At 63.1% G+C, this 23,496-nt stretch carries 23 protein-coding genes and 1 pseudogene; 15 read left to right on the top strand and 9 right to left on the bottom strand.

From position 1 onward, the window contains the following. Positions 1-72 precede the first annotated feature (72 nt). The 6 genes from ACIGJB_RS08180 (at position 73) to ACIGJB_RS08155 (ending at position 4,472) form a co-directional block, all read left to right on the top strand. Positions 73-624, top strand: a complete 552-nt coding sequence (locus tag ACIGJB_RS08180; RefSeq protein WP_483732184.1) for a hypothetical protein — start codon at positions 73-75, stop codon at positions 622-624. Between the two features lie 14 nt (positions 625-638). After that, positions 639-1,862 (top strand): hypothetical protein, encoded by a 1,224-nt coding sequence (locus ACIGJB_RS08175; protein ID WP_483732183.1) that lies wholly within the window; start codon positions 639-641, stop codon positions 1,860-1,862. 83 nt (positions 1,863-1,945) lie between these two features. Continuing rightward, positions 1,946-2,782: a bestrophin-like domain gene (locus tag ACIGJB_RS08170; protein WP_483732182.1), complete on the top strand. Its 837-nt coding sequence runs from the start codon at positions 1,946-1,948 to the stop codon at positions 2,780-2,782. A 139-nt stretch (positions 2,783-2,921) separates the two neighbouring features. Then, entirely contained in the window at positions 2,922-3,278 is a 357-nt protein-coding gene (locus ACIGJB_RS08165; protein WP_483732181.1) for a hypothetical protein, read from the top strand. Positions 3,279-3,570: 292 nt separating this feature from the next. After that, positions 3,571-3,921 carry a hypothetical protein gene (locus ACIGJB_RS08160; RefSeq protein WP_483732180.1) on the top strand — a complete coding sequence of 117 codons (351 nt, stop codon included), beginning with the start codon at positions 3,571-3,573 and terminating at the stop codon, positions 3,919-3,921. Between the two features lie 77 nt (positions 3,922-3,998). Then, positions 3,999-4,472: a universal stress protein gene (locus ACIGJB_RS08155; protein ID WP_483732179.1), complete on the top strand. Its 474-nt coding sequence runs from the start codon at positions 3,999-4,001 to the stop codon at positions 4,470-4,472. Between the two features lie 71 nt (positions 4,473-4,543). Here ACIGJB_RS08155 and ACIGJB_RS08150 read toward each other — a convergent pair whose 3' ends face one another. The 5 genes from ACIGJB_RS08150 to ACIGJB_RS08130 all read right to left on the bottom strand — a co-directional run bounded on the left by ACIGJB_RS08150 (position 4,544) and on the right by ACIGJB_RS08130 (position 9,487). Further along, positions 4,544-5,968, bottom strand: a complete 1,425-nt coding sequence (locus ACIGJB_RS08150; protein ID WP_483732178.1) for a DUF2252 domain-containing protein — start codon at positions 5,966-5,968, stop codon at positions 4,544-4,546. Positions 5,969-6,055: 87 nt separating this feature from the next. Beyond that, complete coding sequence (locus ACIGJB_RS08145; protein ID WP_483732177.1) at positions 6,056-7,819, bottom strand: SulP family inorganic anion transporter; 1,764 nt, start codon at positions 7,817-7,819, stop codon at positions 6,056-6,058. Positions 7,820-7,864: 45 nt separating this feature from the next. Continuing rightward, complete coding sequence (locus ACIGJB_RS08140) at positions 7,865-8,275, bottom strand: hypothetical protein (protein WP_483732176.1); 411 nt, start codon at positions 8,273-8,275, stop codon at positions 7,865-7,867. Positions 8,276-8,394: 119 nt separating this feature from the next. Next, complete coding sequence (locus tag ACIGJB_RS08135; protein ID WP_483732175.1) at positions 8,395-8,886, bottom strand: hypothetical protein; 492 nt, start codon at positions 8,884-8,886, stop codon at positions 8,395-8,397. Positions 8,887-9,208: 322 nt separating this feature from the next. Next, a complete protein-coding gene (locus ACIGJB_RS08130; RefSeq protein WP_211957960.1) occupies positions 9,209-9,487 on the bottom strand; it encodes a DUF1488 family protein in 279 nt (92 codons plus the stop codon). A gap of 232 nt (positions 9,488-9,719) precedes the next feature. On the opposite strand from ACIGJB_RS08130, the gene ACIGJB_RS08125 reads away from it, so the two are divergent. From ACIGJB_RS08125 to ACIGJB_RS08115, 3 genes are all read left to right on the top strand, one after another. Then, positions 9,720-10,559 carry a universal stress protein gene (locus tag ACIGJB_RS08125; RefSeq protein ID WP_483732174.1) on the top strand — a complete coding sequence of 280 codons (840 nt, stop codon included), beginning with the start codon at positions 9,720-9,722 and terminating at the stop codon, positions 10,557-10,559. Positions 10,560-10,820: 261 nt separating this feature from the next. After that, the gene (locus ACIGJB_RS08120) at positions 10,821-11,651 is read left to right on the top strand and encodes a universal stress protein (protein WP_483732173.1); all 831 of its coding nucleotides are present in this window, start codon (positions 10,821-10,823) and stop codon (positions 11,649-11,651) included. Between the two features lie 13 nt (positions 11,652-11,664). Continuing rightward, positions 11,665-13,023 carry an MBL fold metallo-hydrolase RNA specificity domain-containing protein gene (locus ACIGJB_RS08115; protein ID WP_483732172.1) on the top strand — a complete coding sequence of 453 codons (1,359 nt, stop codon included), beginning with the start codon at positions 11,665-11,667 and terminating at the stop codon, positions 13,021-13,023. Positions 13,024-13,061: 38 nt separating this feature from the next. Here the strand turns inward: ACIGJB_RS08115 and ACIGJB_RS08110 are convergent. Next, a pseudogene (locus ACIGJB_RS08110) lies at positions 13,062-13,705 on the bottom strand (SDR family NAD(P)-dependent oxidoreductase); the annotation flags it as partial. A gap of 157 nt (positions 13,706-13,862) precedes the next feature. On the opposite strand from ACIGJB_RS08110, the gene ACIGJB_RS08105 reads away from it, so the two are divergent. From ACIGJB_RS08105 to ACIGJB_RS08085, 5 genes are all read left to right on the top strand, one after another. Next, positions 13,863-14,402, top strand: a complete 540-nt coding sequence (locus ACIGJB_RS08105) for a flavodoxin family protein (protein WP_483732171.1) — start codon at positions 13,863-13,865, stop codon at positions 14,400-14,402. Between the two features lie 42 nt (positions 14,403-14,444). Then, positions 14,445-14,900, top strand: coding sequence for a universal stress protein (locus tag ACIGJB_RS08100; RefSeq protein ID WP_483732170.1), 456 nt, complete (start codon positions 14,445-14,447; stop codon positions 14,898-14,900). Between the two features lie 14 nt (positions 14,901-14,914). Then, on the top strand, positions 14,915-17,614 hold the full coding sequence (gene mgtA, locus ACIGJB_RS08095; protein ID WP_483732169.1) for a magnesium-translocating P-type ATPase: 2,700 nt from the start codon (positions 14,915-14,917) through the stop codon (positions 17,612-17,614). A gap of 124 nt (positions 17,615-17,738) precedes the next feature. Continuing rightward, complete coding sequence (locus ACIGJB_RS08090) at positions 17,739-19,286, top strand: PAS domain-containing sensor histidine kinase (RefSeq protein WP_483732168.1); 1,548 nt, start codon at positions 17,739-17,741, stop codon at positions 19,284-19,286. Between the two features lies 1 nt (position 19,287). Next, complete coding sequence (locus ACIGJB_RS08085; RefSeq protein WP_483732167.1) at positions 19,288-19,935, top strand: response regulator; 648 nt, start codon at positions 19,288-19,290, stop codon at positions 19,933-19,935. A 32-nt stretch (positions 19,936-19,967) separates the two neighbouring features. On the opposite strand, the gene ACIGJB_RS08080 is transcribed toward ACIGJB_RS08085, so the two are convergent. The 3 genes from ACIGJB_RS08080 to ACIGJB_RS08070 form a co-directional block, all read right to left on the bottom strand. Next, on the bottom strand, positions 19,968-21,506 hold the full coding sequence (locus ACIGJB_RS08080; protein ID WP_483732281.1) for a thymidine phosphorylase family protein: 1,539 nt from the start codon (positions 21,504-21,506) through the stop codon (positions 19,968-19,970). A gap of 40 nt (positions 21,507-21,546) precedes the next feature. Continuing rightward, positions 21,547-22,332 (bottom strand): helix-turn-helix domain-containing protein, encoded by a 786-nt coding sequence (locus tag ACIGJB_RS08075; RefSeq protein WP_483732166.1) that lies wholly within the window; start codon positions 22,330-22,332, stop codon positions 21,547-21,549. A 61-nt stretch (positions 22,333-22,393) separates the two neighbouring features. Beyond that, complete coding sequence (locus tag ACIGJB_RS08070) at positions 22,394-22,798, bottom strand: response regulator (RefSeq protein ID WP_483732165.1); 405 nt, start codon at positions 22,796-22,798, stop codon at positions 22,394-22,396. Positions 22,799-23,048: 250 nt separating this feature from the next. Here ACIGJB_RS08070 and ACIGJB_RS08065 point away from each other — a divergent pair, with 250 nt between their 5' ends. Then, positions 23,049-23,471 carry an Hsp20/alpha crystallin family protein gene (locus ACIGJB_RS08065; RefSeq protein ID WP_483732164.1) on the top strand — a complete coding sequence of 141 codons (423 nt, stop codon included), beginning with the start codon at positions 23,049-23,051 and terminating at the stop codon, positions 23,469-23,471. Positions 23,472-23,496: the final 25 nt, after the last annotated feature.

Raw genomic sequence — 23,496 nt, 5'->3', positions numbered from 1 at the left:
CGCCCGCTTCTGGTGGCCATGTTCGCTGCGGGAGCGGTACAGGCCCAGACGCCAGGCTCGCCGGCTACCGGTTTGGACACACCTGACCCGTGGAGCTTCTCGGCAACGGCCTACTGGAACATGCCACGCCAGGCCGCGAGCTACGCGAGTGGCATTTTCAGCGCCGACCACGGCCAGCTGCACCTCGAGGCGAGGGCCAACTATGAAGCCATGCATTCGCAGTCGGCATTCATCGGCTGGACTTTCTCGGGAGGCGAAAAGATTCGTGTCAGCGCCACGCCCATCATCGGCGCGGTCGCCGGGGAGGCGCACGGACCCGTCGCCGGACTCGAGGCTAGCGTAGGCGCGGGCAGGCTGGACTATTACCTGGAAGCGGAGTACCTGCCTGCCCACGCCGGCCGTTCCGGCTACCTCTATGCCTGGAGCGAACTGGCCTATCGACCGGTCGAGTGGGTACGGCTCGGTATCGTCATGCAGCGTACGCGGATCTATGGTGGCGACAGGGACATCCGGCCCGGAGCGCTCCTCCAGTTCACGGTGCGGGACTGCACGGCTGGCGTCTACTGGTTCAATCCCGGCGCCGAAGCGCAGGTCGTGATGCTCTCGCTCTCATTCCGCTTCTAGCACGCTTTGCCGGCTTGCGCTGCGTCAACGAACGCCTTCTGCGTTCTCCTACGCTACCTGAAGACCCATTTCATCCGGAGGGGGATGTCCCTCTTGCCATGCGTGCACCGGCGTTCCGCAATGCAAGCTGCCTGAAACAGGCAACCAGCCGGACGGAAGTCCGCTTCGCGGCGCTCGTGCATGCCGTGGCGATAGCATCAGTCTGGGTGCTTTCGGGGTGTACATCGTTGGGACCCACCACCATCGTCGCCGACCGTTTTGACTACAGCGCGGCCATTGCCGATTCATGGAAGCAGCAGACGCTGCTCAACATCGTCAAGCTTCGCTACATGGATCTCCCCGTGTTCGTGGATGTTGCCTCCGTAGTCAGCGGCTATTCGCTTCAGGCGGGGGTGTCGGTCAACGGTACGCTGTCTTCCGCACGCGCGGTCCAGGGGGATTTCATCGCGGCGGGCGTGCAGGGCGTCTATACGGACCGTCCGACGATCACCTACACGCCGGCAACAGGACAGCGCTTTGTGCGCGGACTGATGGAGCCGATTGATCCGCGCAACATCTTCTTCATGCTGCAAAGCGGCTATGCCGCCGACTTCCTGCTTGGCATGACAGTTGAGTCGCTCAATGGCGTGCGTAATCGTTCCACCGCCACCGGCATGGTGCGGGAGGCCGATCCCGAATTTGTGCGGGCCATCTCTTTGATGCGCGAGGTACAGGCTGCCGGCGCCTTCGCGATGCGTGTCGAAGAAGACAAGACTCGGGGATCCATGGCCGTCCTCTTCTTCCGCAGGGAAGACATGCCTGCTGGCGTGATCGAGAAGGTGGACGAGATTCGCCGGCTGCTGAGGCTGCCCGCCGACCGGCAACGTTTCGTGCTCAGGTACTCGCCGGCTCGCGGCGCGGACGACGAACTGTCGGTCAACAGCCGGTCCATGTTGCAGATCATGCTTGCGTTGTCCAGCTACATGGACGTGCCGGACGAGCATCTGGCCGAGCGGAGCGCGTTGCCAGGCGTTGCGCGGACGTCACCGGCGGCCGACGACGAAACCGTTCGGATCCGTTGCGGCAAGGCCAAGCCCGTGGATGCCTATGTGACGGTGCGCTACCGCGACTACTGGTTCTGGATCGATCAAGGCGACTTGCGTACCAAGCGCGCGCTCAATGCCGTCATGCTGTTCTTCACGCTGGTGGATACGGGCAGCAAAGAAGCCATGCCGCTGATCACGATTCCCGCCCAGTAGTCCTTTTTTGGCATAGGGGCGGAAGCCTTGCGCGAGATGCATTTGCGGGCGTTTGCAGGAAGCAAGTTTACGGTGAGCAAATCATGGATATCACCATCAAAGACTACCCCGTGCTGGTTTTCGTCGTCACGTTCACCGTCCTATGGCTGGCCGAAAGGATCGGCGCCAAGGCCTTTCGCGGACCCAGGAGTCCCTCCGCAGATGCACGGCAGGACGTAGGCGTGATTCAGGCAGCCGTTCTCACGCTGCTCGGGCTACTGATCGGCTTCTGCTTTGCCATGGCGGTCAGCCGCTACGACCAGCGCAAACTCTACGAAGAAGCAGAGGCCAACGCCATCGGTACGGAATATGTCCGCGCGGGACTGTTGCCGGCGGCCGATGCGGAGCCCGTGCGTGCGCTGCTTCGCGAGTACCTTCGGTGTCGGCTGGACTTCTATACGAACCATGATGCCGCCAGTCTGAAGAAGACCGACGCTGCGACAGCAGCCTTGCAAACCAGGCTTTGGGCGGTTGTAGAACGCAATGCCGCAGCCAATCCGAACGTCATCGTGGGGTTGGCGGTGGCGGGGATGAATGAGGTGCTGAACTCGGAGGGCTATACCCAGTCATCGTGGTGGAACCGGATCCCCAGCTCCGCCTGGATGCTGATGCTTGTCGTGGCGGTGTGCAGCAACGCTTTGGTTGGATACGGCCTGCGCAAGGCGGAATCGGCCGGCCACCTGCTGCTGGTCTTGCCCATGGTGGTTGGCGTTTCTTTCGCGCTGATTGCCGATATCGACAGCCCACGCGGCGGCCTGATCCGCGTGGAGCCGTACAACCTCATGCGTCTGGCGATTTCAGTCCATGCGGGGTCCCCAAGCGGCATTGCTCCTGCTGAAATGCGCGGCGCGGAGGGTTGGAGCGGTTCATTGAACAAATAGCCGCTTTGAGACTTGAATTCCGGAGAAGCGGGTTCACGTTATTAAGGGAAGCGCCAACTCGGTCAATCAGCCAGAGTATTCGTCCACCATTCGCAAGGGCGTGCGCAGGCGCCGCGCGACCTCGATTCGAGAGGCCATCATGCTTAACAAAACCATTCCGACCCTGATCATTGCCGGGCTGGCAGCATTCGGTGTGACGCAAGCAGCCATCGCGCAGAAAAACTACACGGACGGCGGCGATCTGTACGGGGGCAGCCACACGGCGAAGAAGGTATCCCCAAACTCGGGCGCGGCGAAGTCCGGCAAGTTCGACCCCTACACCGATGGAGCAAAGCAGTCGACCCGCTCCAGCCTGAACGCTTCCGAGAAGCGTTTCGATCCGTATTCCGAGGGGGCAAAAGCCGGCAAATACGATCCATACACCGATGGGGCAAAGACGGGGAAATCTGACCCATATACAGATGGTGCGAAGACCTCTGGCGACAAGGTTCAGTAAGCCGGATCAGGAGAAAGTAAAACGGCCCGCTTGGGCCGTTTTGTTTCGGTTCTTGATCGCGTGCGTCGCTTCCGCGGCCACCGCACGGCACGACATGCGGCCAACTTGATCCAGCCCAAGCTCAGGGGCGTGGCCCAGGCTACTGTTGAAACAGGCGTGTTGCAGCTAACGATGGCTCGGAGGAGAGCGCCGCCGAAGAGTCGGCCTTGACGGAAGGCCGGCACCATTCGCCGACTCGGCCTGACCAAACCACGCCCAACCCCAACCCAACTTCAGCATAGAGAGCATAACCATGATCCGAAAGATTATCCCCATCCTGGCTGCAGCGTCGCTGAGCGTTCTTGGCGCGCAAAGTGTCCTTGCGCAAAAGAACTACACCGACGGTGGTGACCTGTACGGCGGAAGCCACGCCCCAAAGCCGAAGAGCGAGGACCAGGCGAAGTCCGGCAAGTTTGATTCCAATCCCGAAGGGGCGAAGCAGTCCACCAAGGCTGGCCTGGCGGGCAATGGGGCAACGCCGGACGCCAACACCAGCAGCGCCAGATCCGGCAAGTTCGATCCCTACAGCGAAGGGGCGAAATCCGGCAAGTTCGACCCCTATACCGATGGCGCGAAGAAGGCAGCCGCGGAGAAAGGGCGCTAAGTCACCGAAGCAGGGCCGGTCTTGCTGCCTGTTGGCCGGCTCGAATCGCCATTTTGACTACAGCAGAAAGGTCACAAATGTACCGTCGCATTTTGGTAGCCCTCGATGGCGGCGCTGCGTCCGAGGCAGCGCTGGAGCAGGCCATCCTGATTGCACAAGCCTCGGACGCCGACGTCGAAGTCATTTTTGTGCTCGACCACAACGGTCCGTTCCTGGATGTGACCAATGCGGATCCAGTTCGAATGGCGGAGAACCTGACCACGGCAGGAGAAGGCGTGTTAGCGGCAGCCGCCACCCGCCTGGATCGGGCCGGAGTGAGGTTCACGACCACCTTCCTGTCAGGCAAGTCCGGCATTCAGCAAGACGTCGCTGAAGCGATAACGGCAGAAGCCGATGCGTGGTCGGTCGACCTGATTGCGATGGGAAACAATGGACACCACAGTGCTTCTCATCCGCGCATGGGGAAGATTGCCCGCAAGGTCATGGCGCGGACCACCCAGCCACTTCTGCTCGCACGAGCGCCAGCCAACAGCGGCCCGGCGCCGAAGTGAGATGCACCGCCGCGCCGTGGGGTTGTGGCGGTGCACCTGTTGTCGGTGGCCTTCGCCGTCCGGCCTGGTCCTCAATCTGCGTCCAGCTTCGCCTCGATACGCCCTTCGCGAATCGCAGCGACGAAGGCTCGGAAATCGCTGCGGTTCTGCGAGCAGTATTCCGTGGCGAACTCGCAGATCGCATCATCGAAGGCCTGGCCGGACCCCATGTAGCCAGCTATCATGGCGGCGTCCCCAGAGCGCGCGTGGGCGCGCGCAAGCGCGTGCGCGCACATGCGGCCATATTGCTTGAGCATACCCGTATCCCAGTCCTCGATCACTGCGGAGAGCTTCATGTCGCGCAACTGGCGCACATAGAAGTCGCGTCTGTTCTCCCCGCGCGTCCAGCCCAGGAACACGTCGCTCGCCGCCTGCATGAGACGCTGGCCGGCGATCACGCGTTCGCCATGGTTGGCATGCAGGCTCTTGCCCGCGTAGGGCTCCAGCACGGAAGCGCGCGCTTCCTTCACCTGAAGGAACAAAGGATCGTTGTCCGCGGCCATGAACAATCCCACGCCGCACATGGTGCCGACGCTGCCGACACCAACCACCTTGATGGCCATGTCGAAGAAGTGGAAACGGTCGAACAGCACACGGACATGCTCAGCCAGGCTGCTGCGATAGGAAGCAATGGCTTGGGCGTAATCCGAGCCCATGCCGGGCGCCAGTTCTTCAGTCGGATGAAAAATCAAGGGAGCCTCATCCTTGATCCTCGGCTGCTGTCCTTCTTCCGACACCAGTTTGGGATAAAGATAGTCGGGAACCGTCTTGCGTCGTTCCGCTTCGATTCGCTGCGCCAGGCGCTTGCGCGCCGCGGCGACGATCTCCGGATCGCCGCTGCGGTCTTCATACTTCTGCAAATCAATTCGGTCGTACCATACGTCGAGAGCGCGCATCCACCCGTAGTTGAACATGCGTTCGCGGTACTCGCGCACGACATCGGTGACTACGCGTGCGGCATCGCTCTTGGGCAACGCGAGATGCTCGGCCGCAATCGCCAGACTGGCCGCCAGTCGCTTGAGGTCCCACTCGAACGGGGCTGGCAAGGTTTCGTCGAGGTCGTTGATGTCGAAGATGATGTTTCGTTCAGGCGTTGCGAACCCGCCGAAGTTCATCAGGTGGGCGTCTCCGCATGCCTGCACGCGGATGCCGCTGGACGGCGTGGTGGCAAGATCGGCCGCCATGAGCGAAGCCGATCCGCGGTAGAACGCAAATGGGGATGCCGCCATCCTGCCGTATCGGATTGGAACCAGGTCGAGAATCCGCCCGGCGTTGGATTCATTCAGCAGTTCGATCGGATCGCGGCGATCTTCCGGTGCTTGCCAGCCGGATTGCGAACCGCGAGGGACAGTATCGCGCAGGGCGCGTCCTTTTGCTGCGCGCTCGTCAGCGGTCAGGTAGTGCGTGGGTTCCCGACGCGCGGCGGCCAGGTGCTGGGGTCTTTCCGGTTTATTCATGACGCTTTCCTTCTTTAAGGCCGGAACCCGCCATGCGGGACCAGCGGACTCTGCCGCGCGCGGACGCCAGGCCGGCGACAATGCACGCTACGTTGCTGCAAATGCTGTAGTCCTTGCGATGGGAGTCTCTTGCGCTGTGGATGCGCGGAGCTCCTCGATCACATCCGCAACCGAGATACGACGTCCGAAGTACCCCACCCGCTCTTCCAGTCCCTCTGCGCGCAGCATATCTCTCACGACAGCGTGCGCAGCAACCATCCGCAATCCAATGCCGGCGGCCTGCAGTTCCTTTTGCAGCGTCGCCAGCATGCGCGCGCCTGCCAGGTCGACCACGGGACAAACCGACAGGTCGCAGACCACCAGCCGCAGCGGCAGCGCGGAGCTGCGAATCGCCCGCCACACCACCGAGCGCACATGTTCGACGTTGAAGTAAAGCAGCGACGATTCCGCACGGAAAATCAGCACCTGTGGAACCGCTTCATTGTCCGGGTTGCGTTCCATGTCCGAAAAACTGCGCGTTCCAGGAATCCGCCCGAGTAGCGCGACATGAGGGTGTGCCGCTCGCCGGATAATCATCAGCATCGACACGAGCACAGCCACGATGACGCCTTTCAGGATGCCGAGCAGCAGGACGGCCACGAATGCAACCATCGAGACGATGAACTCGAAGCGGCTCACACGCCATACATGGCGAAGCTCCCCGATATTCACGAGGCCTTTGACCGCGACCAGCACGATGGCAGCCAGCACCACGTTGGGCAGATTGGCCAGCAGGCCGGTAAGGAACATCAGGCAAAGCGCAATCGTTGCCGACGCGAATACCAGTGCCAGCGGTGTCCTCGCCCCGGCCTTGTCGTTGACCGAGGACTGCGATAATCCGCCCGCAACGGGATAACCCTGGAACAGGCTTGCGGCCAGATTCGCCGCGCCGAGCCCGAGCAGTTCCTGCCGCGCATCGACCTCATCCCCATGCGCCTGCGCAAGGGCGCGCGCAGCCGAGACGCTCTCGACATACGACAGCAGGAGGCAGGCGAAGGCAAGCGGAACGACTCCGTCCACATCGCGTGGCCGCAGGCCTGGCCAGTGCATTTCGGGCAGGCCTTGCGGCAGCGCGCCAACGACCTTGAAACCCAGCCCTCCCAGCGGCGTCAGCGACAGCAGCATGATCGATACGACGACGAGGAGCAGGGCGACCGGACGTCCCGGGAGAAACTTCTCACCAAGCAGAAGCACGGTAATCGCCGCTACGCCAAAGCCGAACACCGCGAAATTGGTCAGTGGTAGTTGCTGCGCAAGGATGGCAATGCGCTCGAAGAAAAACTCTCCGCCGCCCTTGACGCCGAACAGCTTCGGCAACTGGGTCAGGGCGATCGTCAGTGCCGCTCCGGCCTTGAACCCGAGCAGGATTGTTTCACTGATGAAGTTGACCAGCGAACTCAGCCGGAAGAGCCAGGCAAGGACACACATGGCAGCAATCAGCAGTGCCGTCAGCGCAGCAATCGAGGCCCAGCGGGCCGGATCCCCCTGTGCCATGCCCGCGATGGTGACGCCGACCAGCATCGAGATGGCCGAGGTGGGGCCAATTGCGAGCTGTCGCGATGAGCCGAACAATGCATAGGCCAACCCCCCGGCCAGATAGCAGTAGATCCCGTACTGCGGGGGGACCCCTGCCAGCGACGCATACGCCAGCGATACCGGAATGCCATAGGCCGCCAGCGTGACGCCGGCGACGGCGTCATGTCGCAGCCATTCGCTCCGGTAATGAAGCAGCCACTGCGCAGGCGGGAACCAGGCCTGCCAACTGCCTGCGGTGGCGCCGCGCTGTGTGTCGGGCAAGGGCGAGTCTTCCATGGCGGTACCTCCAGCAATGCGATGTGTTCACAAAATTCCCGCCTGTCACGACTCTTTCACAGCCGATGCTGCCTGTGCCACGAGGGATCCCTTGCCACTGGCGGCAAGTCGAGGCGAGTAGCCGCGCATGGGTGGAACCCGATCCGAATGGATCCCGGCAGGAATGGGATCGAGGATCCGGCTTTTCGCGTCGATCAGCAGCGAGCTGCGCGCCTGCAAGACGGTATCTTCGAATCTCGAGGCGGCTTCGCGCAGGAGGTCCATGTCGACGCGGCTTGGCGTGGACGCTGACTGAAGCATCTCGATCTCGCTGTAGATGAGTCTCCCCAGATCTCGCGCCAGCTCAGGTTCCAGCAGCCCTTGCGATGTCGCATGGACTAGGTGGTACAACAGGCTGACAAGTCCTGGCGCCGTTGACACAGGTTTTGACCGTAGCGTCTTCTTAGTGGCGGGCATTGTGGTTTCCTCCGGTCAGGGAAGCATGGGACGGGACGTTCGCAGCGGACCTGTGGCATCCATGATGACGAGTGGCTCTCCGCGCTGGGACATCGCTTTGCAATGAAGTCACGGGGCATTCAAACTACCAGGCTGGCCAGGTCGGGCCACCACAGCATGCGCGCAGCGGCGCCATGCCTGGGCACCCTAAGGACCGTGTCGACCACGCTGCCATCGTATTCGGCGACCAGGCGATAGCGACCGGGCGCTAGCCGGAGCAAGAGGAACGGGCCGTCGGCATACGTCTGGAATACGAGCGTGCCATTGGCGCTGTAGATATTCGCTTTCACCCCGGCGATCCATGCCCGCTGCTTGCCGGCAAAAGCCAGGCAGAGGTTGTAGACGCCGGCGACGTCGCGCATGTCGATGGCCTGCGCGGGATCCGCGCTGCCACTGAAGTGAGCGACGCCGTTGGCATTCGTGGCGGGCGCATCTGCATGGCGGTTTGCGGAATCGGAATCGCGCGGTGCCGGCGCTGGCTGACGCGCCGCATTCTGCCGCTTGAGCGCGGCGCAGGCGCCGACGCCAACGGGCATTTGCGCTTCACGCGCGACGCGGCCCGCACGATCCATGTTGCCCTCATGCCCGATCCGTGCCACCTGTTGCGCATATCTAGCCGGCAATGGGATCGAGGCTGCCGAAGGTCCTGCACCGTAAGCCGCACGGCAAACTGCCAGACACAGTAGGAGCAGTGTCGAACGGCGGGCCAGCACGGTGCACGCTCGTTTCAAGGCGCCTCGCCGGCACGCGGGCACGGCGGGGGCAGCGGCATGCGCCAGATCCTGTTCGGCACGAAGGTCGGGGACGACCCGAGATTTGTCGGGGAATCCCACGTGCGCACGTGGTGACCAATGCGGTTCGATGAGCATGGCGATCGGCAAGCCAGTATTGGCCCTAAGCGGAAAACCTGAAATGGCCGCTATGCAGGACGATGTTATGGGCGCCAGTCATCTCGAACACGCCCCGCGCGACGTTCTCGATGGCACCGCGATGCGCCGAAAATGCGGACGCCAGGTCTTCATATAGATACGACCGAGCACCGAAATGGTCCTCCAATGCCTCAGCCGTCACCTCGAATGTCGCGGCGGCGCCATCGATCTGCGCCGGGCACTGCAGGCTGGGGCCAGCCGGGCAATACGCCGGTACGGATTCGGGAAAGAGAATCTGGCTCATGAAGGCAATCCTGCTCAACGGCGGTGGACCCTGGGCGCTCAGCGTGCTGCGCGAGCGGATATCTGAAGGCTAGATGCCGCTGGAGAGCAGGACTTGACGCGTATCAAGCCGGACGGGCATCGCGGTTCGGTGGCGGCAACCATCGCGAGTCTTGACGTGCGACAACTGCACGGATGCGCCGCGACCTACATTGCAGATGCTGATGTATCACACCGCGCAACGGAGGTTGCTCATGGACTATGCCACCATCCTGGTTCACCTGGATGCCAGCCGCCGCACGCACCAGCGGCTGCATGTCGCCATCCGGCTGGCGCAGGACTTTCACGCAACGCTGGTCGGATTGCTCGCGATCGGCCATGCGGATCCCAGTTCCATTCGCTATCTGGTCGATGGAGACCGCTACCTTGACTCCTATCGTGAATGGCACAAGCACATCGGCGAAGTGGCACGCCATGCATTCTTTGGCGCAACGGACGAACTGCTGATCCCGACCGAATGGCATGCGCCGGAGGGCGCTGCGGCAGACAGCGTGGTCGCGCAGGCCCACACGGCTGACCTGCTTGTACTGGGGCAGCACAATCCTGACGACAAGGATGCCTTCGCCGGACATCACTTCGTCGAGTCCGTGGTGCTGCAATGCGGCCGCCCGGTGCTGGTCGTGCCCTATGCAGGGGTGTTTCCGCATCCCGGGAAGAATGTCCTCATCGCATGGAATGGGAGCCGCGAGGCCGCGCGAGCCATTCACGATGCGCTGCCATTCCTGCGGCGTGCGCAGACTGTCGATGTGGTCTCATGGAACCAGCCGGACACGGCGCTCAACCCATGGCTCTCGCCGCCGCGCTTTGCGATCGAATGGCTAGCCCGGCATCAAGTGCAGGCCAAGCTTCACGACCTCCCTGCGACAAGCGGTGACGAGACAGGTCAGATGCTGCTGTCGTTCGCCGCGGATCAGGGGGCGGACCTGATCGTCATGGGCGCCTACGGACACGGGAGGATGCGTGAACTGGTGCTCGGCGGCGTAACACGGACGCTCCTCGAGTCGATGACCGTGCCCGTGCTGTTGTCGCATTGATGGTTTGATGGGGATGGACATGGCCCTGACTATTCATTCAATTGTGCGATTGCAGGGGGCTGCCCGGCATCTGATGATGTGGAGCGCCGTGCTGTCCTGTTGTGCCTGCACGTCGATACCCAATTTCTTGCGGCCGCCCACGCCACGTGCGTCGGTATCGACAGCGGTGCAGGCCGTGCGCGCGTGCGGCGACACCAAGCACTGGCGGTCCTGCATGCTGCCCGCAAGCTTCGTCGGATAGGGTGTTGCCTGGAGGGGCTCATGGACTATAGAACAGTGCTGGTCGCGCTCGGCACGGAGGCCGGATGCGAAGCGCGGGTGCGGATGGCCGCGGAACTCGCGGCGCGGTTTGGGGGACACGTGGTCGGTGTCAGTGCCACCGGCATACGCATGGACCCGCCGTTTCGCGCCGGAGAGGACGCCGCACGTTTCGCGGAAGATGCACGCCGCAGGCGCCTGGCTCAAACGGCGGAATCTGGCGAGTTGCTCGGTGACACCGTCAGCCAGACGGCATATGGCACGCCATTTACCCACCATGTAGTCGAAGACGAACTGGGCTGGGTGCTGGCACAGGAAGGACGCGTTGCCGACATCATTGTCCTGGGTGGCTTGCTGCCGGCCGGAGATAGCGCGAGGCAGCGCACCGCGGAGTATGTACTGCTGAACGCCGGCCGGCCGGTTCTGCTGGTGCCAGCCCATGCCGTGCCGCTGCATGGTGTTCACGTGATCATCGCATGGGATGGAAGCCGTGAAGCGGCCCGAGCCGTGGCCGACGCCATGCCGTTGCTGCTTTGTGCGACCAAGGTAACGATTCTTGCGGTGTGGGACGAGAAGGGAAGCCCCGATGCCAACAGTGAGCCGGTGGCGGGCTTGCGCCAGTACCTGAGGCGACATGGCGTCATTGCCGCCGTGCGTACGGAGCAGACTTCGGGAGATGTCGCAACCGTGGTGCTTGAAACCGTGTCCGTGTTGGGTGCCGGCATGCTCGTCGCCGGCGGCTATGGGCACTCGCGTGTGCGCGAACTGATACTTGGCGGCACGACGCGGACCCTGATGCACGCGTGCCCGGTCCCGCTGCTGCTGTCTCATTGATCAGGAGCCATGCATGGAACTGCAATTCCTGGGGGCCACGGATTCAGTCACCGGCTCGAAATACATGCTCGACACCGACCGCAGCCGTGTCATGGTCGACTGCGGTCTGTTTCAAGGCTTCAAGTCATTGCGATTGCGGAACTGGGATCCGTTGCCGGTTGACCCGGCCACGCTGGATGCCGTAATCCTGACCCATGCGCATATCGACCACAGCGGCTATCTGCCGCTGCTGGTGCGCAACGGCTTCCGCGGATCCGTATTCTGCACCATGGGCACCGCGCAGCTTTGCGGCATTTTGTTGCCGGACAGCGCGGCGCTGGCGGAGGAGGACGCTGAGTATGCGAATCGGAAACGCTTCTCGCGCCACCGCCCCGCTTTGCCGCTCTATACCAGCGCTGACGCGGGACGTGCGCTGCGCCGCCTGGAACCGAAGCCTTTCGGCACTCGGTTCTCGCTGACGCACGACATTGAAGCCGAGTTTCACCACGCCGGGCACATCATCGGTGCCGCGGCGGTGACCTTGCATGCCGGGGGCCAGCGCATCGTGTTCTCGGGCGACCTCGGCCGGCAGAACGATATTGTCATGCGGCCGCCGGAATTTATACGCGAGGCCGATTGCCTGCTGGTCGAGTCCACCTATGGCAATCGCATTCACCCCGACGAAGATCCGCTCGATGCGGTCGCCGGCGTTGTCGGCAGCACGCTTGGCCGCGGTGGTACCCTTGTCATTCCGGCATTTGCGGTCGGACGCACACAAGCATTGCTGTATTGCCTGCATCGCCTGCTCGAAGAGCGGCGCATGCCCGATATCCCGATCTACCTCAACAGTCCGATGGCCATCGACGCGACGCAGATCTTTGCCCTGCATCCCGATGAACTGCGGATCGACCGGGCCGCATGCGCGGCCGCGTGCGGATTGCCGATTCCGGTGCAGAGCGTGGAGCAATCGGTCTGGCTTAACCAGGATCACGCGCCGAAAATCATCCTTGCCGGCAGCGGCATGGCGACCGGCGGACGTGTGGTGCACCACCTTGCCGCCTTCGGCAGGGACCCGCGCTGCACCATTCTGCTATCTGGCTTCCAGGCACCGGGTACGCGGGGTGCGGCGCTTGCGAGCGGGCAGCGGGAGCTGCGCATCCACGGGAAGGACGTCGCGATCCACGCGGCGGTCGAGCAGATCCATGGCCTGTCGGCACATGCCGATGCCAACGAACTGATGACGTGGCTCAATGGGTTCCAGGCGCCGCCCCGACGCATATTCATCGTGCATGGGGAACCGGATGCCAGCGATGCCATGCGCCAGCGCGTGGAGCGCGGGCTGGGATGGCAGGTGACGATGCCGGAGTACAGAAAGACTTATCGTCTCGATTGAACTGGCCGCTGTTGCCAGTTCAGCCGCTGCACTGGCTATCAGCTCAGCGACTGCCAGCGTGCCTCATTGCGAAGGAAGCTGTCGCGCCAGCAACGGAATGGCCAGGCCTGCCAGCCGTTGTCCGAGAAGCGCGAATCGGTCAGCGCAATGGCGGGTGGCGAATCTGCGATCAGCGCCGCCACTTCTTCCGGCCGGCCGAGCCGGCCCATGGGAATCTGGGGAATTACATGCTTTTGGAGAATGTCGGCCGGCATGCTGGTCACCATGCGTGTCGCGAGGTAGCCGGGCGAGACGGTGTTCACCGTGACGCCCTTGCTGGCCAGTTCGAGCGCCAACGCCTTGGTAAAGCCGTGCATGCCGGCTTTTGCCGCCGCGTAGTTGGTCTGGCCAAATGCGCCCTTGGATCCGTTCACCGACGAGCTGTTGACGATCCGGCCCCAGCCCGTGCCACCATGCCTTCGCACAGAGGCCGCGTCATGTTGAAGACGGAATCGAGGTCGGTGCGCAGCACCGCATCCCAGTCTGCCTTGTCCATGCGCCGCAGGGTCTTGTCGCGCGTGATGCCCGCGTTGTTCACCAGGACGTCAACTTGACCGGTCTCGGCCAGCGCCCGAGAGACACATCTCTGGCATGAATCGAAGTCGACCACGTCTACCGGGAACGCCAGGAACGCGCGGCCCGCTATTGATGCATGTCAAATTGAGGGGCGCGGCAGAATCAAAAAAAATGCAGGTGCGCGCCAATCCCGACAGATTGACATGCATCAAGTGGGCTTCGCGGCAGCTTCCTAGCATTTCATGCATGGGCCGGAGCGACCGGCGTAGGGTGAGGAGTTTCCCATGTCGGAAAAATCGGAAAGCCTGATCGTGTATTACTCACGGACCGGCACAGCCAGGCAAGTCGCGGAGGCGTTGGCGGCGTACACCGGCTGGGAGCAGGCCGAAGTTCGGGACGAGAAGCCCAGGGCCGGCTTATACGGCGATTTGCGCTGCGTTCTCGACATGCTGCTGCATCGCACGCCAGCATACCGGTACGAAGGGCCGCTGCCCGGCGATTGCGATCACGTGGTTGTCGTCGCGCCGGTCTGGCTCGGGCGGCTGGCTGCGCCCATGCGCAAGTTCCTGCTGGACCATGCGCCGTTCTCCGGCTCCGTGTCCGCGGTCTGCGTCATGGCCTCGCGTGGCGGCTTCCGCGCGGAGGACGACATTGCCTTCCTGACCGGCAAGACACCGGCGCCTGCTCTGGTGCTGAAGCAGCGCGATGTGCAGAGCGGTGCAGCCACTGAAGCGCTTGCTGCATTCGCCGCGGCACTGCGCACGCGCCAGACAACGCCCGAAACCATCGTAAGGCCAGCGTGGATATCGCCCAGAGAGGCCTAGTTTCCGGCCATCGCCCTATGGCGACCGTGAAGGAGAGACGAAATGTATAAAAAAATTCTGGTGGCTGTCGATGGCAGCCACTGCAGCGACCTGGCCCTGGACCACGCGATCGGTCTGGCCGCCATCTGCGACGCCGAACTGCAGGCCGTTCATGTGATTGACAACGGCTACCTCAAGTATGACATGGGATACGTTGACCTGACCGATCTGCGTGCCGGACTGATCAAGGGCGGCGAAGCGCTACTGGCCGAGGCACAGGAAAAAGCAAAGGCCAGGCATGTGCGCTGCCAGACCGTCATGATCGACGAGATTGTCGCGCTGGGCGATATCGCCCACCAGATCCGCCAGCTTGTCGAGAGCAGTGCTGCCGAGCTCGTGGTGCTCGGCACGCATGGCCGCCACGGGGTGAGCCGGTTGCTGCTCGGTAGTGTGGCGGAAAGTCTCGCGCGTCAGTGTCCGGTGCCGGTATTGCTTGTCAGGGCGAAGGACGCAACCTGAGCTTACGGTCCGCCATGCCAATGAAGGTCGCGGAGGCCGCCTCGGGCGCAGCCTTGAGCGAATCGTCCGGCACGGCAACCGCTGCAGGCCGTCAGGCCATCCGCACACTCTCCAGTGACGTTCCGCCGTTGCTGGCCCAGGTCGCGGCAGGCAGTGGCGCAAGGGCGCTCGCTGCGCTCTCCTCAGACGAGCAAGGGCTGATTGTCGGGGAAGTGCCGGCGCGCAGGCGCGAACATGGCGCCAACCAGATTGCCACGGAGCAACAGCATCGCTTCGTGCCCGACCTTCTCGGCCGGCTGCGCAATCCGTTGAACCTGATGTTGCTCAGCCTCGCTGCCTTGTCCGGTCTCATCCACGACTGGCAGGCCGCATCGGTCATCATATGCATGGTGGCGCTGAGCGTGGGACTGGCGACGTGGCAGGAGAGCCGCTCGGGCAAGGCCGCCGCCGCACTGCGGGCGATGGTGCATACCGTCATTGCCGTGCGGCGCCGGCCAGCGGCCGGAGCGCAGGCGCAAACGGGCGACATCCCTATCGCCGAACTGGTGCCCGGCGATGTCATCCACCTTGCTGCGGGAGACCTCGTCCCGGCCGATGTACGCCTGTTGACCGCCAAGGATCTGTTTGTGAACCAGGCTGCGCTCACCGGTGAGTCCATGCCGGTGGAGAAGTTTGCCGTCGATGGTGCAAGCGGCGAGACGGCCGGCGACATTGCGAACCTGGCACTGATGGGCACCGCGGTCGTGAGCGGCACCGCAACGGCACTGGTCGTGCTGACGGGCCGCGAAGCGGTGTTCGGCCACATTGCCCGCTCCATCGCCGCGCGCGAGCCGCCGACCGCGTTTGAGGAGGGGCTGGGGCAAATCAGCCGCCTGATGCTGGGCATCATCGTCGTGATGGCGCCGCTGGTGTTCGTTATCAACGGCCTGACAAAAGGAGACTGGTTCGAAGCACTCCTCTTTGCCGTCGCTGTCGGCGTCGGGCTGACGCCGGAGATGCTGCCCATGCTGGTCACGGTGAACCTCGCCAAGGGTGCGCTGGTGATGTCCAGGCGGAAAGTCATCGTCAAGCGCCTTAACGCAATTCAGAACCTCGGCGCGATGGACGTGCTGTGCACCGACAAGACTGGAACGCTTACGCAGGACCGCGTCATCCTGAAGCATCATCTCGACCTGAACGGCAAGGAAAGTGAGCAGGTGCTGGAGTTTGCTTACCTCAACAGCTTCTTTCAGTCCGGCTTGCGCAATCTGCTCGATGTGGCGGTGCTCCAGCACGAGGAGGTCGGCCAACGCATCGGCATCCGTGAACAATGGCGTCTGGTTGACGAGATCCCGTTTGATTTCACCCGGCGGCGCATGTCGGTGGTGGTGGAGAGCAGCCAGCCTGGAGATGAAAGGCGTCTGCTGATCTGCAAGGGCGCCGTGGAGGAGGTGTTCGATGCCAGCGCCACGGCGCGGATCGGTAATACGGTGGTTGCGCTGGATGCCGCCCACCGGGCCGGCCTGATGCGGCAAAGCGAACTGCTGAACGAGGACGGTTACCGGGTCATAGCGATCGCCAGCAAACGCCTGCCGACTGCAGATCCATCGCATTCCTACGGAATTGCCGATGAAGCCGGCATGGAACTGGTCGGCTATATCGCATTCATTGATCCGCCGAAGGAGAGCGCTGCCGCTGCGTTGGCCGCGCTGCGCAAGAGCGGCATCGAGGTCAAGATACTGACCGGAGACAGCCCCACGATCACCAGCAAGGTCTGCCGCATGGTCGGCTTGCCCGCCGGGCGTGTTGTCCTCGGCAGGGATCTGGACCGGCTCACGCCGGCGGAACTGGCCGAAGCGGCAAGGAACAATACCCTGTTTGCCAGGCTCAACCCCGCACACAAGGAGGCACTGGTGCGGGCGCTGCGTGCACAGGGCCGGGTGGTGGGCGTGCTTGGGGATGGAATCAATGACGGCCCGGCACTCAAGGCGGCCGATGTTGGCATCTCGGTCGACAACGCGGTGGACATCGCCAAGGAGTCGGCCGGCGTCATCCTGCTGGAAAAAAGCCTCACGGTGCTGTATGACGGCGTCGTGGAAGGCCGGCGCGTGTTCGCCAACCTGCTCAAGTACCTGCGCATGGGTGCCAGTTCCAACTTCGGCAATATTTTCAGCGTACTGGGCGCAAGCGCATGGCTGCCTTTCCTTCCCATGGCACCCATTCAGTTGCTGACCAACAACCTGCTGTATGACATCTCGCAAACCGCCTTGCCGACGGACAACGTGGATGACAGTGCACTTGCCAGGCCGTGCCGCTGGCAGGTCGCCAGGGTTCGCCGCTATATCCTGTGCCTGGGCCCCATCAGTTCAGTCTTCGACTATCTGACATTCGCGGCGCTCTATTGGTGGATCGGCGCAAACAGTCCCGCCGATGCTCCGGTGTTTCAAACCAGCTGGTTCCTGGAGTCGCTGCTTTCCCAGACCCTGGTTGTGCATATCATCCGCACGAGCAGGATCCCCTTCGTCGAAAGCCGTGCGAGCCATGCCCTGCAGGCGGCCACGGGCGCCATATGCGTCCTCGGCATCTGGCTTCCATATTCTCCGTTTGCGGCTGTACTCCATTTGCATGAGCCCTCTTCATACATATGGACGATTCTGGTCCCGATCCTGACCATGTATCTCTTGGTAACCTTTGCGGTTCGAAGGTTGCTTTCGAGATACCTCGAACTGGACTGAACGCGGGATCCCAAGCCACGTTGCCTCCTAATCGGCATGCCGGCCACTCACCGGTTGCACTTGGCGTCGGCACTCCTATATTCTGTTCACGATTGTTCAGCAATGTGCAGTCAGGGCGCCAGGTATGTCCAAGGGGCTAAGTACCTATTCGATCCGGATGCGCGGGGGCCGACGTCGCGCGGGCCGCGCATTGCGCCGGCCGCAGGACAGCCAGGCGCAACTGGCCGGGATCATTCGCTCGTCCATGGAGGCCATCATTTCCGTCGACGCCGACCAGCGCGTAGTCTTGTTCAATCCCATGGCGGAAACCTTGTTCGCCTGGCCAGCCGAACAGGCGATCGGACGGCCGCTGACCGACTTCATTCCGCTGCGCTTCCGCGCGGCGCATGAGGCGCATGTGCGCCGGTTTGGCATCACAGGTGTGTCGGATCGCCAGATGGGACGCCAGCGCGCACTCTTCGCGCTGCGCCGCGATGGCACCGAGTTTCCGATCGAGGCATCAATTTCGCAAACGACGCACCGCGGCTCGCGGCTCTTTACGGTCATGCTGCGCGACATCACGGAAAGGGCCCGCGCCGAGGAGGTCATGCGTGCCAGCCTGCAACGGATCAGGGAAAGCGAAGCGCGGCTGGCCGGCATCATCCGGTCCTCGATGGAGGCCATCATCACGGTGGACAGTGCCCAGCACGTCATCCTGTTCAATCCCATGGCGGAAACCTTGTTCGGCTGGCCGGCCGAACAGGCGATTGGCCGACCGCTTGGCGATTTCATTCCCGAGCGCTTCCGCGCTGCGCACGACGCGCATGTGCGCCGGTTCGGCGTCACGGGGGTATCGGATCGTCAGATGGGGCGCCAGCGCGCACTCTTTGCGCTGCGCCGCGATGGCAGCGAGTTTCCCATCGAGGCCTCGATTTCACAGATCTCGGACGGGGATGTCAGGCTCTATACGGTGATGCTGCGCGATATCACGGAACGCGTACGCGCCGAGCAGGCGCTGCGCCGATCGCGAGAGGAACTGCAGCAGCTTTCGGACAGCATCCTGGCCACGCGGGAAGAAGAGAAGCGCCGCATCGCGCGCGAACTCCATGATGATCTGGGCCAGCGGCTGAGCGCGCTGAAGATGGACATGACCATGCTTGCCGCGGATGTCAGTGAGGGCAGGGACACCCGCGGGATCCTCGCGGACATCACCGGCATGAACGGCGTCATTGACGACACGGTCGCGTCGGTTCGCCGCATTGCCAGCGATCTGCGGCCAGCCCTGCTTGACGAGCTCGGCATGCTGACCGCCATCGAGTGGTTGGCCAATGATTTTTCCAGCCGGTACGGGCTGCCGGTGAGTGTGGATGGCGTGGACGCAGACGTTCCGGAGCACACGGCTATCGCCATGTTTCGCATTGTGCAGGAGGCGCTCAGCAATGTCGTCCGACACGCTGACGCAACGGCCGTCGATGTTTCACTTGCCCAGACGGACGGGCAAATCGAGTTGCAGGTCCAGGACAATGGTGGTGGATGGGACAAGAAGCCCACTGGAAACGAGCCACGCAAATCGCTGGGGCTGCTGGGAATCCGGGAGCGTGCAAGGTTGCTGGGCGGCGCGGTCGAGGTCGACAGTGAACCTGGCAAGGGCTTCCGCCTTATCGTAAAGATTCCGCTGGAAAAAGGGATATGAAATGACGCGCGTGCTCATTGCCGATGACCATGCTGTCGTTCGCGACGGTCTCAAGCACATTCTGGAGCGCGCCGGCAGATTCGATGTGGTAGGCGAAGCCGCCGACGGCACCCAGGTCATGAAGCTGGTGCGCGACTGCGCGCCGCAGGTGCTGCTGCTCGACCTCTCGATGCCTGGCCGCAGTGGGCTGGAGTTGATTCGCCTGTTGCGGGACGAGCAACCGGCGCTGCGTATCCTGGTACTGACCATGCATGCGGAACAGCAGTACATCGTGCGCGCGTTCCAGGCCGGCGCGGCGGGCTATCTGACCAAGGAAAGCGCAGCCACCGAGCTGGTTTCCGCGATCAACCAGGTCGCCGCCGGTGGCACCTACGTCAGCCACGCGATTGCCGGCAAGCTGGCGACGAGCTTGCAGGAACATCAGGACCAGGCACCGCACCTGCGCCTGTCCGACCGCGAGCTCGAAGTCTATCGGCGGCTGGTGCTGGGCGAGCCGCTGACGGTGATCGCGACCGCGCTGTGCGTGAGCGTCAAGACCGTCAGTACCTACAAGATGCGGCTGATGGAAAAGATGCACGTGCCCAGCGAAGCGGCGCTGCTGCGCTATGCCATGCGCAACCATCTGTTCGACGAGGAAGAGGACATCTGAGGCATGCACGTCCCCACGCATGCGTGCTCTTCTCAGTGCGGTTCGATGGAGACCGCAGGGTGTGCCAGCGCATAGCTGCACGAGTAATCGAGCTCGCCCGAGGCCTGCGCATGGACCGTGAACAGCGGCTGTCCGGCGCGGACTTCGTCGTTGACCCGTACCCGCATCTCGAGGCCCGCCACCTGCCGCATCGGTGCGCCAGCCAGCTTTGCCGTGCGGGCGATGTGGCGGTTGTCGATGGCGATCACCCGGCCCGGGTGGGGAGCGACGATGTCGCGGCGAAAGATGGCTTCGCCCGGCACGCGCAAGCCGCCCTGCGCTTCGCAAATCGCCTCGAACTTGCGCCAGGCGGCGCCGCTGTCGAGTAGCTGGCCGGCGGCTTTTTCGCCTGTGCCCTTTGGGGCTGCTTCGCAGAACTCCAGCAGGGCGCCAGCGAGCATGACCGAGCGCTCGCGCAGGTCGGACGGCGCCGCCACCGTGCGCTGGAGTACCGCCAGGACGTCGCGCGCCTCCAGCGCGGGGCCGATGCCCTTGCCGACCGGCTGGATCCCGTCGGTCCTGACCATCAGGATGTGCAGGCCGAACACCTCCGCCACATGCCGCATCGCGGCTTCGAGCCGCTCCAGGTCTCTGTCCTCGCGCACCTTGGCAGTGGGGCCCACGGGCACATCGATCAGCACGTGCGTCGAGCCAGCCGCAACCTTCTTGGACAGGATGGAGGCAACAAGCTGCGCGTCGCTGTCGATATCGAGCGCGCGTTCCACGCGGATCAGGATATCGTCGGCCGGACTCAGGTTCAGCGCGCCGCCCCAGACCAGCGACGCCCCGACTCGCTCCACGACGTGGCGCAGTTCCGCTGCACTGAGCGCCACACGGGTCAATGTCTCCATCGTGTCTGCGGTGCCGGCTGGAGAGGTGATCGCCCGGGAAGACGTCTTCGGCAAGATCAGGCCTCCTGCCGCTGCGATTGCCACGACAATCGGCGTTGTGCGGTTGCCGGGCAAGCCGCCGATGCAGTGCTTGTCGGCAACGATGGCTTCACCCCATGCCAGTCGCTCGCCCGAATGGACCATGGCCCGCGTCAGCTCCACGGTTTCCCGACGGTTCATGCGCCCGTCTGCACACGCGGCAAGGAATGCGGAGATATACACATCCGGGTACCGTCCCGTCGAAATATCGCTGACGATCGACTCGATCTGTTCGCCGTCAAGCCGACGGCCGTAGATCTTCGCGCGCAAGGCGCGTACAGATTCCAGCGCCGGTGCGTGAGTGACCGTCACCATATCGCCGGCGCGCGCTGCCAGCGCCTGCGCAGCGCTGGCGGATAGACTGGCCTCTGCGGTATCAAGCAATGGCGCGCCAACCAGGTTGAGCGTGGCAATGATGCTGGCGTCGCCGATCCGCACCTGCACCCGTGCCTGCGCGGCGAAGCCTTCGGCTCGGCACACGGGGCAGTCGGGGTGGAGGTAGATGACATGCTCCTGCCAGGTGTCGATGCCGAGCGGCTTGAAGGTCAGCGGCTCGGATCCCTGGCCTTCTCCGGCAGCAAAAATCAGCTCGTTGGCCAGCATCGCGCTATCCCCGCCGATCGGCATGGGTAAGGTCATTGACTTATCGCAGATCAAGCGCCTCAAGATTCAGCAGTTCGATCTGCTTTCCCTGTACCCGAATCAGTCCTTCCTGCTGGAAGCGGGACAGCGTGCGGCTCGCGGTCTCCAGGGTCATGCCCAGATAGCTGCCGATGTCCTCGCGCGTCATGCGCAACGTGAAGGAAGTCGGCGAATAGCCTCTGCGCTGCAGGCGACGCGAGATGTTGAGCAGGAAGGCTGCCACGCGTTGTTCCGCCGTGAGGTTGCCGAGCAGCATCATCTGTCCGGTCTCGCGGACGATTTCGGCGCTCATCATCTTGTGGACCTGCTGCTGCAGCGATTTGACTTCGCGGCAGAGGGCTTCCAGCAGGTGGAACGGGATCACGCAGACGGCGCTGTCTTCCAGGGCAATGGCGTCGCAGGTGTGGACCTCTGTCGAAATGCCGTCAAGGCCAAGCGTTTCGCCGGGAAGGAAGAAGCCGGAAACGCATTCGCGCCCGCTCGGGTGGGAGAGCACGGTCTTGACAGAGCCCGAACGCAGCGCGTAGATGCTCTGGAACGGATCCCCCGCGCGGTAGAGCGCTTGCCCTTGCCTGACCATCTTCCAGTTCCTCACCACGCTGCTCAGGCGCACTACGTCCGTCTCGTCGAGGTTGGACGCCATGCATATGTGCCGGAGCATGCAGGTGGAGCACTGGGCACCCGGCTTTGGTGCGTTCTGTGTGGGCAGCCTTGCATGGCAGTCAAGGGAGGGGCTGATCGCGTTGTGTTCGAGGTCGGTCGAAGGCGAATCGCTAGTTCCGAACATCGTTGTCTCCAGATGGCGGTGCTGTCAGGGGCACGTTGCCAGCCCCGAGAGCCCGGTACTTCTATGGTTCGCTGCTTCTATGGGCTGCGCCGGAGATCTCCAGCAGAGCGGTGCGCAGTTCGTCGACTTCCAGCGTCTTGTCGAAGCAGTAGCTTCCGCCGGCCCCCAGGCAGGCCTTGCGCATCAGCGCAGACCCGCTGTTGGACAGCACGATCAACGTGCTACCCGGCAGTGTTGCTGTCAGCAACCGGACTGGCCTTAACGATTGCCCGGTGCGCAGCCCGACCAGCACGACATCGGGACGAAGCGCCTCGAGTGTCGGCAAGTCGGCTTCGGCATCCGTACCCGTTCCGACAACTTGCATGCCGGCGACAGCCTTGAGCAAACGCAGTTGCCGCGTCCTGATCGGACCCGCGTGCTCGAGGATGTAGACAGTCAGGTCGTGGAGTTGGGTGCGGTTGCTCATGTCCGCAGTATCGTCGCCGGCCGCGCCTTTCGAAATCAGGCGGGGCTGAGACTCGTGTCAGGCTTGAAGCCTGCCTTGTCAGATTTACCTGACAGCGTCGCGGAGGATTCCGACTTCGGCAAAGTCGCTCCAGCGCCGCATCGAAGTCGATGCAGCGATCTTGATGCAGAACAAACGCCCGCGGCGCTCAACTGCCAATCTGGAAGCAGCCGGCCTTTCCGGTCCTGTTCTTGTCTTTAAGGAGATCACCATGAACAACCTCAGGCACTACGATCCGTTCTCTGTCGAACCCATCAGCGACATGCTGCAGGGCATGCTGCGCTCATTCCGCGGGACTGCGGATAACGGCCTGGCATTCAAGGTCGATGTGTCGGAATCGGACAGCGCCTACACCCTGGCCGCGGAGCTGCCCGGCGTGAAGAAGGAGGACATCGACGTATCCGTAGACCGCGGCACGGTGATGATCAGCGCAAAGGTGGAGAAGTCTTCGGAGCAAAAAGAGGGGGAGCGCGTGATCCGGCGCGAGCGCTACAGCGGCTCGATGCAGCGTGCCTTTACGCTGGACGCCAGCATCGACGAAGGCAAGGTCGAGGCCAGCTACGACAACGGTGTGCTGCGCGTGGTGCTTCCCAAGAAGGAATCATCGCCGCAACAGCGGATTGCCGTGAAGTGAAGCCATGTCTGCAACGGAGTACGGC

It is taken from the genome of Cupriavidus sp. C2SS-8b, assembly GCF_057073745.1.
The sequence above is the reverse complement of the archived record's forward strand: the minus strand, read 5'-3'. Positions and strand labels throughout refer to the sequence as shown.

Excerpts from the sequence above, each read along its gene's own strand:
- ACIGJB_RS08100 (WP_483732170.1), top strand. The coding sequence starts at position 14,445 with ATGTATAAAAAAATTCTGGTGGCTGTCGATGGCAGCCACTGCAGCGAC.
- ACIGJB_RS08160 (WP_483732180.1), top strand. The coding sequence starts at position 3,571 with ATGATCCGAAAGATTATCCCCATCCTGGCTGCAGCGTCGCTGAGCGTT.
- ACIGJB_RS08155 (WP_483732179.1), top strand. The coding sequence starts at position 3,999 with ATGTACCGTCGCATTTTGGTAGCCCTCGATGGCGGCGCTGCGTCCGAG.
- mgtA (WP_483732169.1), top strand. The coding sequence starts at position 14,915 with ATGCCAATGAAGGTCGCGGAGGCCGCCTCGGGCGCAGCCTTGAGCGAA.
- ACIGJB_RS08150 (WP_483732178.1), bottom strand. The coding sequence starts at position 5,968 with ATGAATAAACCGGAAAGACCCCAGCACCTGGCCGCCGCGCGTCGGGAA.
- ACIGJB_RS08130 (WP_211957960.1), bottom strand. The coding sequence starts at position 9,487 with ATGAGCCAGATTCTCTTTCCCGAATCCGTACCGGCGTATTGCCCGGCT.
- ACIGJB_RS08105 (WP_483732171.1), top strand. The coding sequence starts at position 13,863 with ATGTCGGAAAAATCGGAAAGCCTGATCGTGTATTACTCACGGACCGGC.
- ACIGJB_RS08170 (WP_483732182.1), top strand. The coding sequence starts at position 1,946 with ATGGATATCACCATCAAAGACTACCCCGTGCTGGTTTTCGTCGTCACG.
- ACIGJB_RS08115 (WP_483732172.1), top strand. The coding sequence starts at position 11,665 with ATGGAACTGCAATTCCTGGGGGCCACGGATTCAGTCACCGGCTCGAAA.
- ACIGJB_RS08090 (WP_483732168.1), top strand. The coding sequence starts at position 17,739 with ATGTCCAAGGGGCTAAGTACCTATTCGATCCGGATGCGCGGGGGCCGA.
- ACIGJB_RS08125 (WP_483732174.1), top strand. The coding sequence starts at position 9,720 with ATGGACTATGCCACCATCCTGGTTCACCTGGATGCCAGCCGCCGCACG.
- ACIGJB_RS08165 (WP_483732181.1), top strand. The coding sequence starts at position 2,922 with ATGCTTAACAAAACCATTCCGACCCTGATCATTGCCGGGCTGGCAGCA.
- ACIGJB_RS08085 (WP_483732167.1), top strand. The coding sequence starts at position 19,288 with ATGACGCGCGTGCTCATTGCCGATGACCATGCTGTCGTTCGCGACGGT.
- ACIGJB_RS08070 (WP_483732165.1), bottom strand. The coding sequence starts at position 22,798 with ATGAGCAACCGCACCCAACTCCACGACCTGACTGTCTACATCCTCGAG.
- ACIGJB_RS08140 (WP_483732176.1), bottom strand. The coding sequence starts at position 8,275 with ATGCCCGCCACTAAGAAGACGCTACGGTCAAAACCTGTGTCAACGGCG.
- ACIGJB_RS08120 (WP_483732173.1), top strand. The coding sequence starts at position 10,821 with ATGGACTATAGAACAGTGCTGGTCGCGCTCGGCACGGAGGCCGGATGC.
- ACIGJB_RS08080 (WP_483732281.1), bottom strand. The coding sequence starts at position 21,506 with ATGCTGGCCAACGAGCTGATTTTTGCTGCCGGAGAAGGCCAGGGATCC.
- ACIGJB_RS08065 (WP_483732164.1), top strand. The coding sequence starts at position 23,049 with ATGAACAACCTCAGGCACTACGATCCGTTCTCTGTCGAACCCATCAGC.
- ACIGJB_RS08145 (WP_483732177.1), bottom strand. The coding sequence starts at position 7,819 with ATGGAAGACTCGCCCTTGCCCGACACACAGCGCGGCGCCACCGCAGGC.
- ACIGJB_RS08135 (WP_483732175.1), bottom strand. The coding sequence starts at position 8,886 with ATGGATCGTGCGGGCCGCGTCGCGCGTGAAGCGCAAATGCCCGTTGGC.
- ACIGJB_RS08075 (WP_483732166.1), bottom strand. The coding sequence starts at position 22,332 with ATGTTCGGAACTAGCGATTCGCCTTCGACCGACCTCGAACACAACGCG.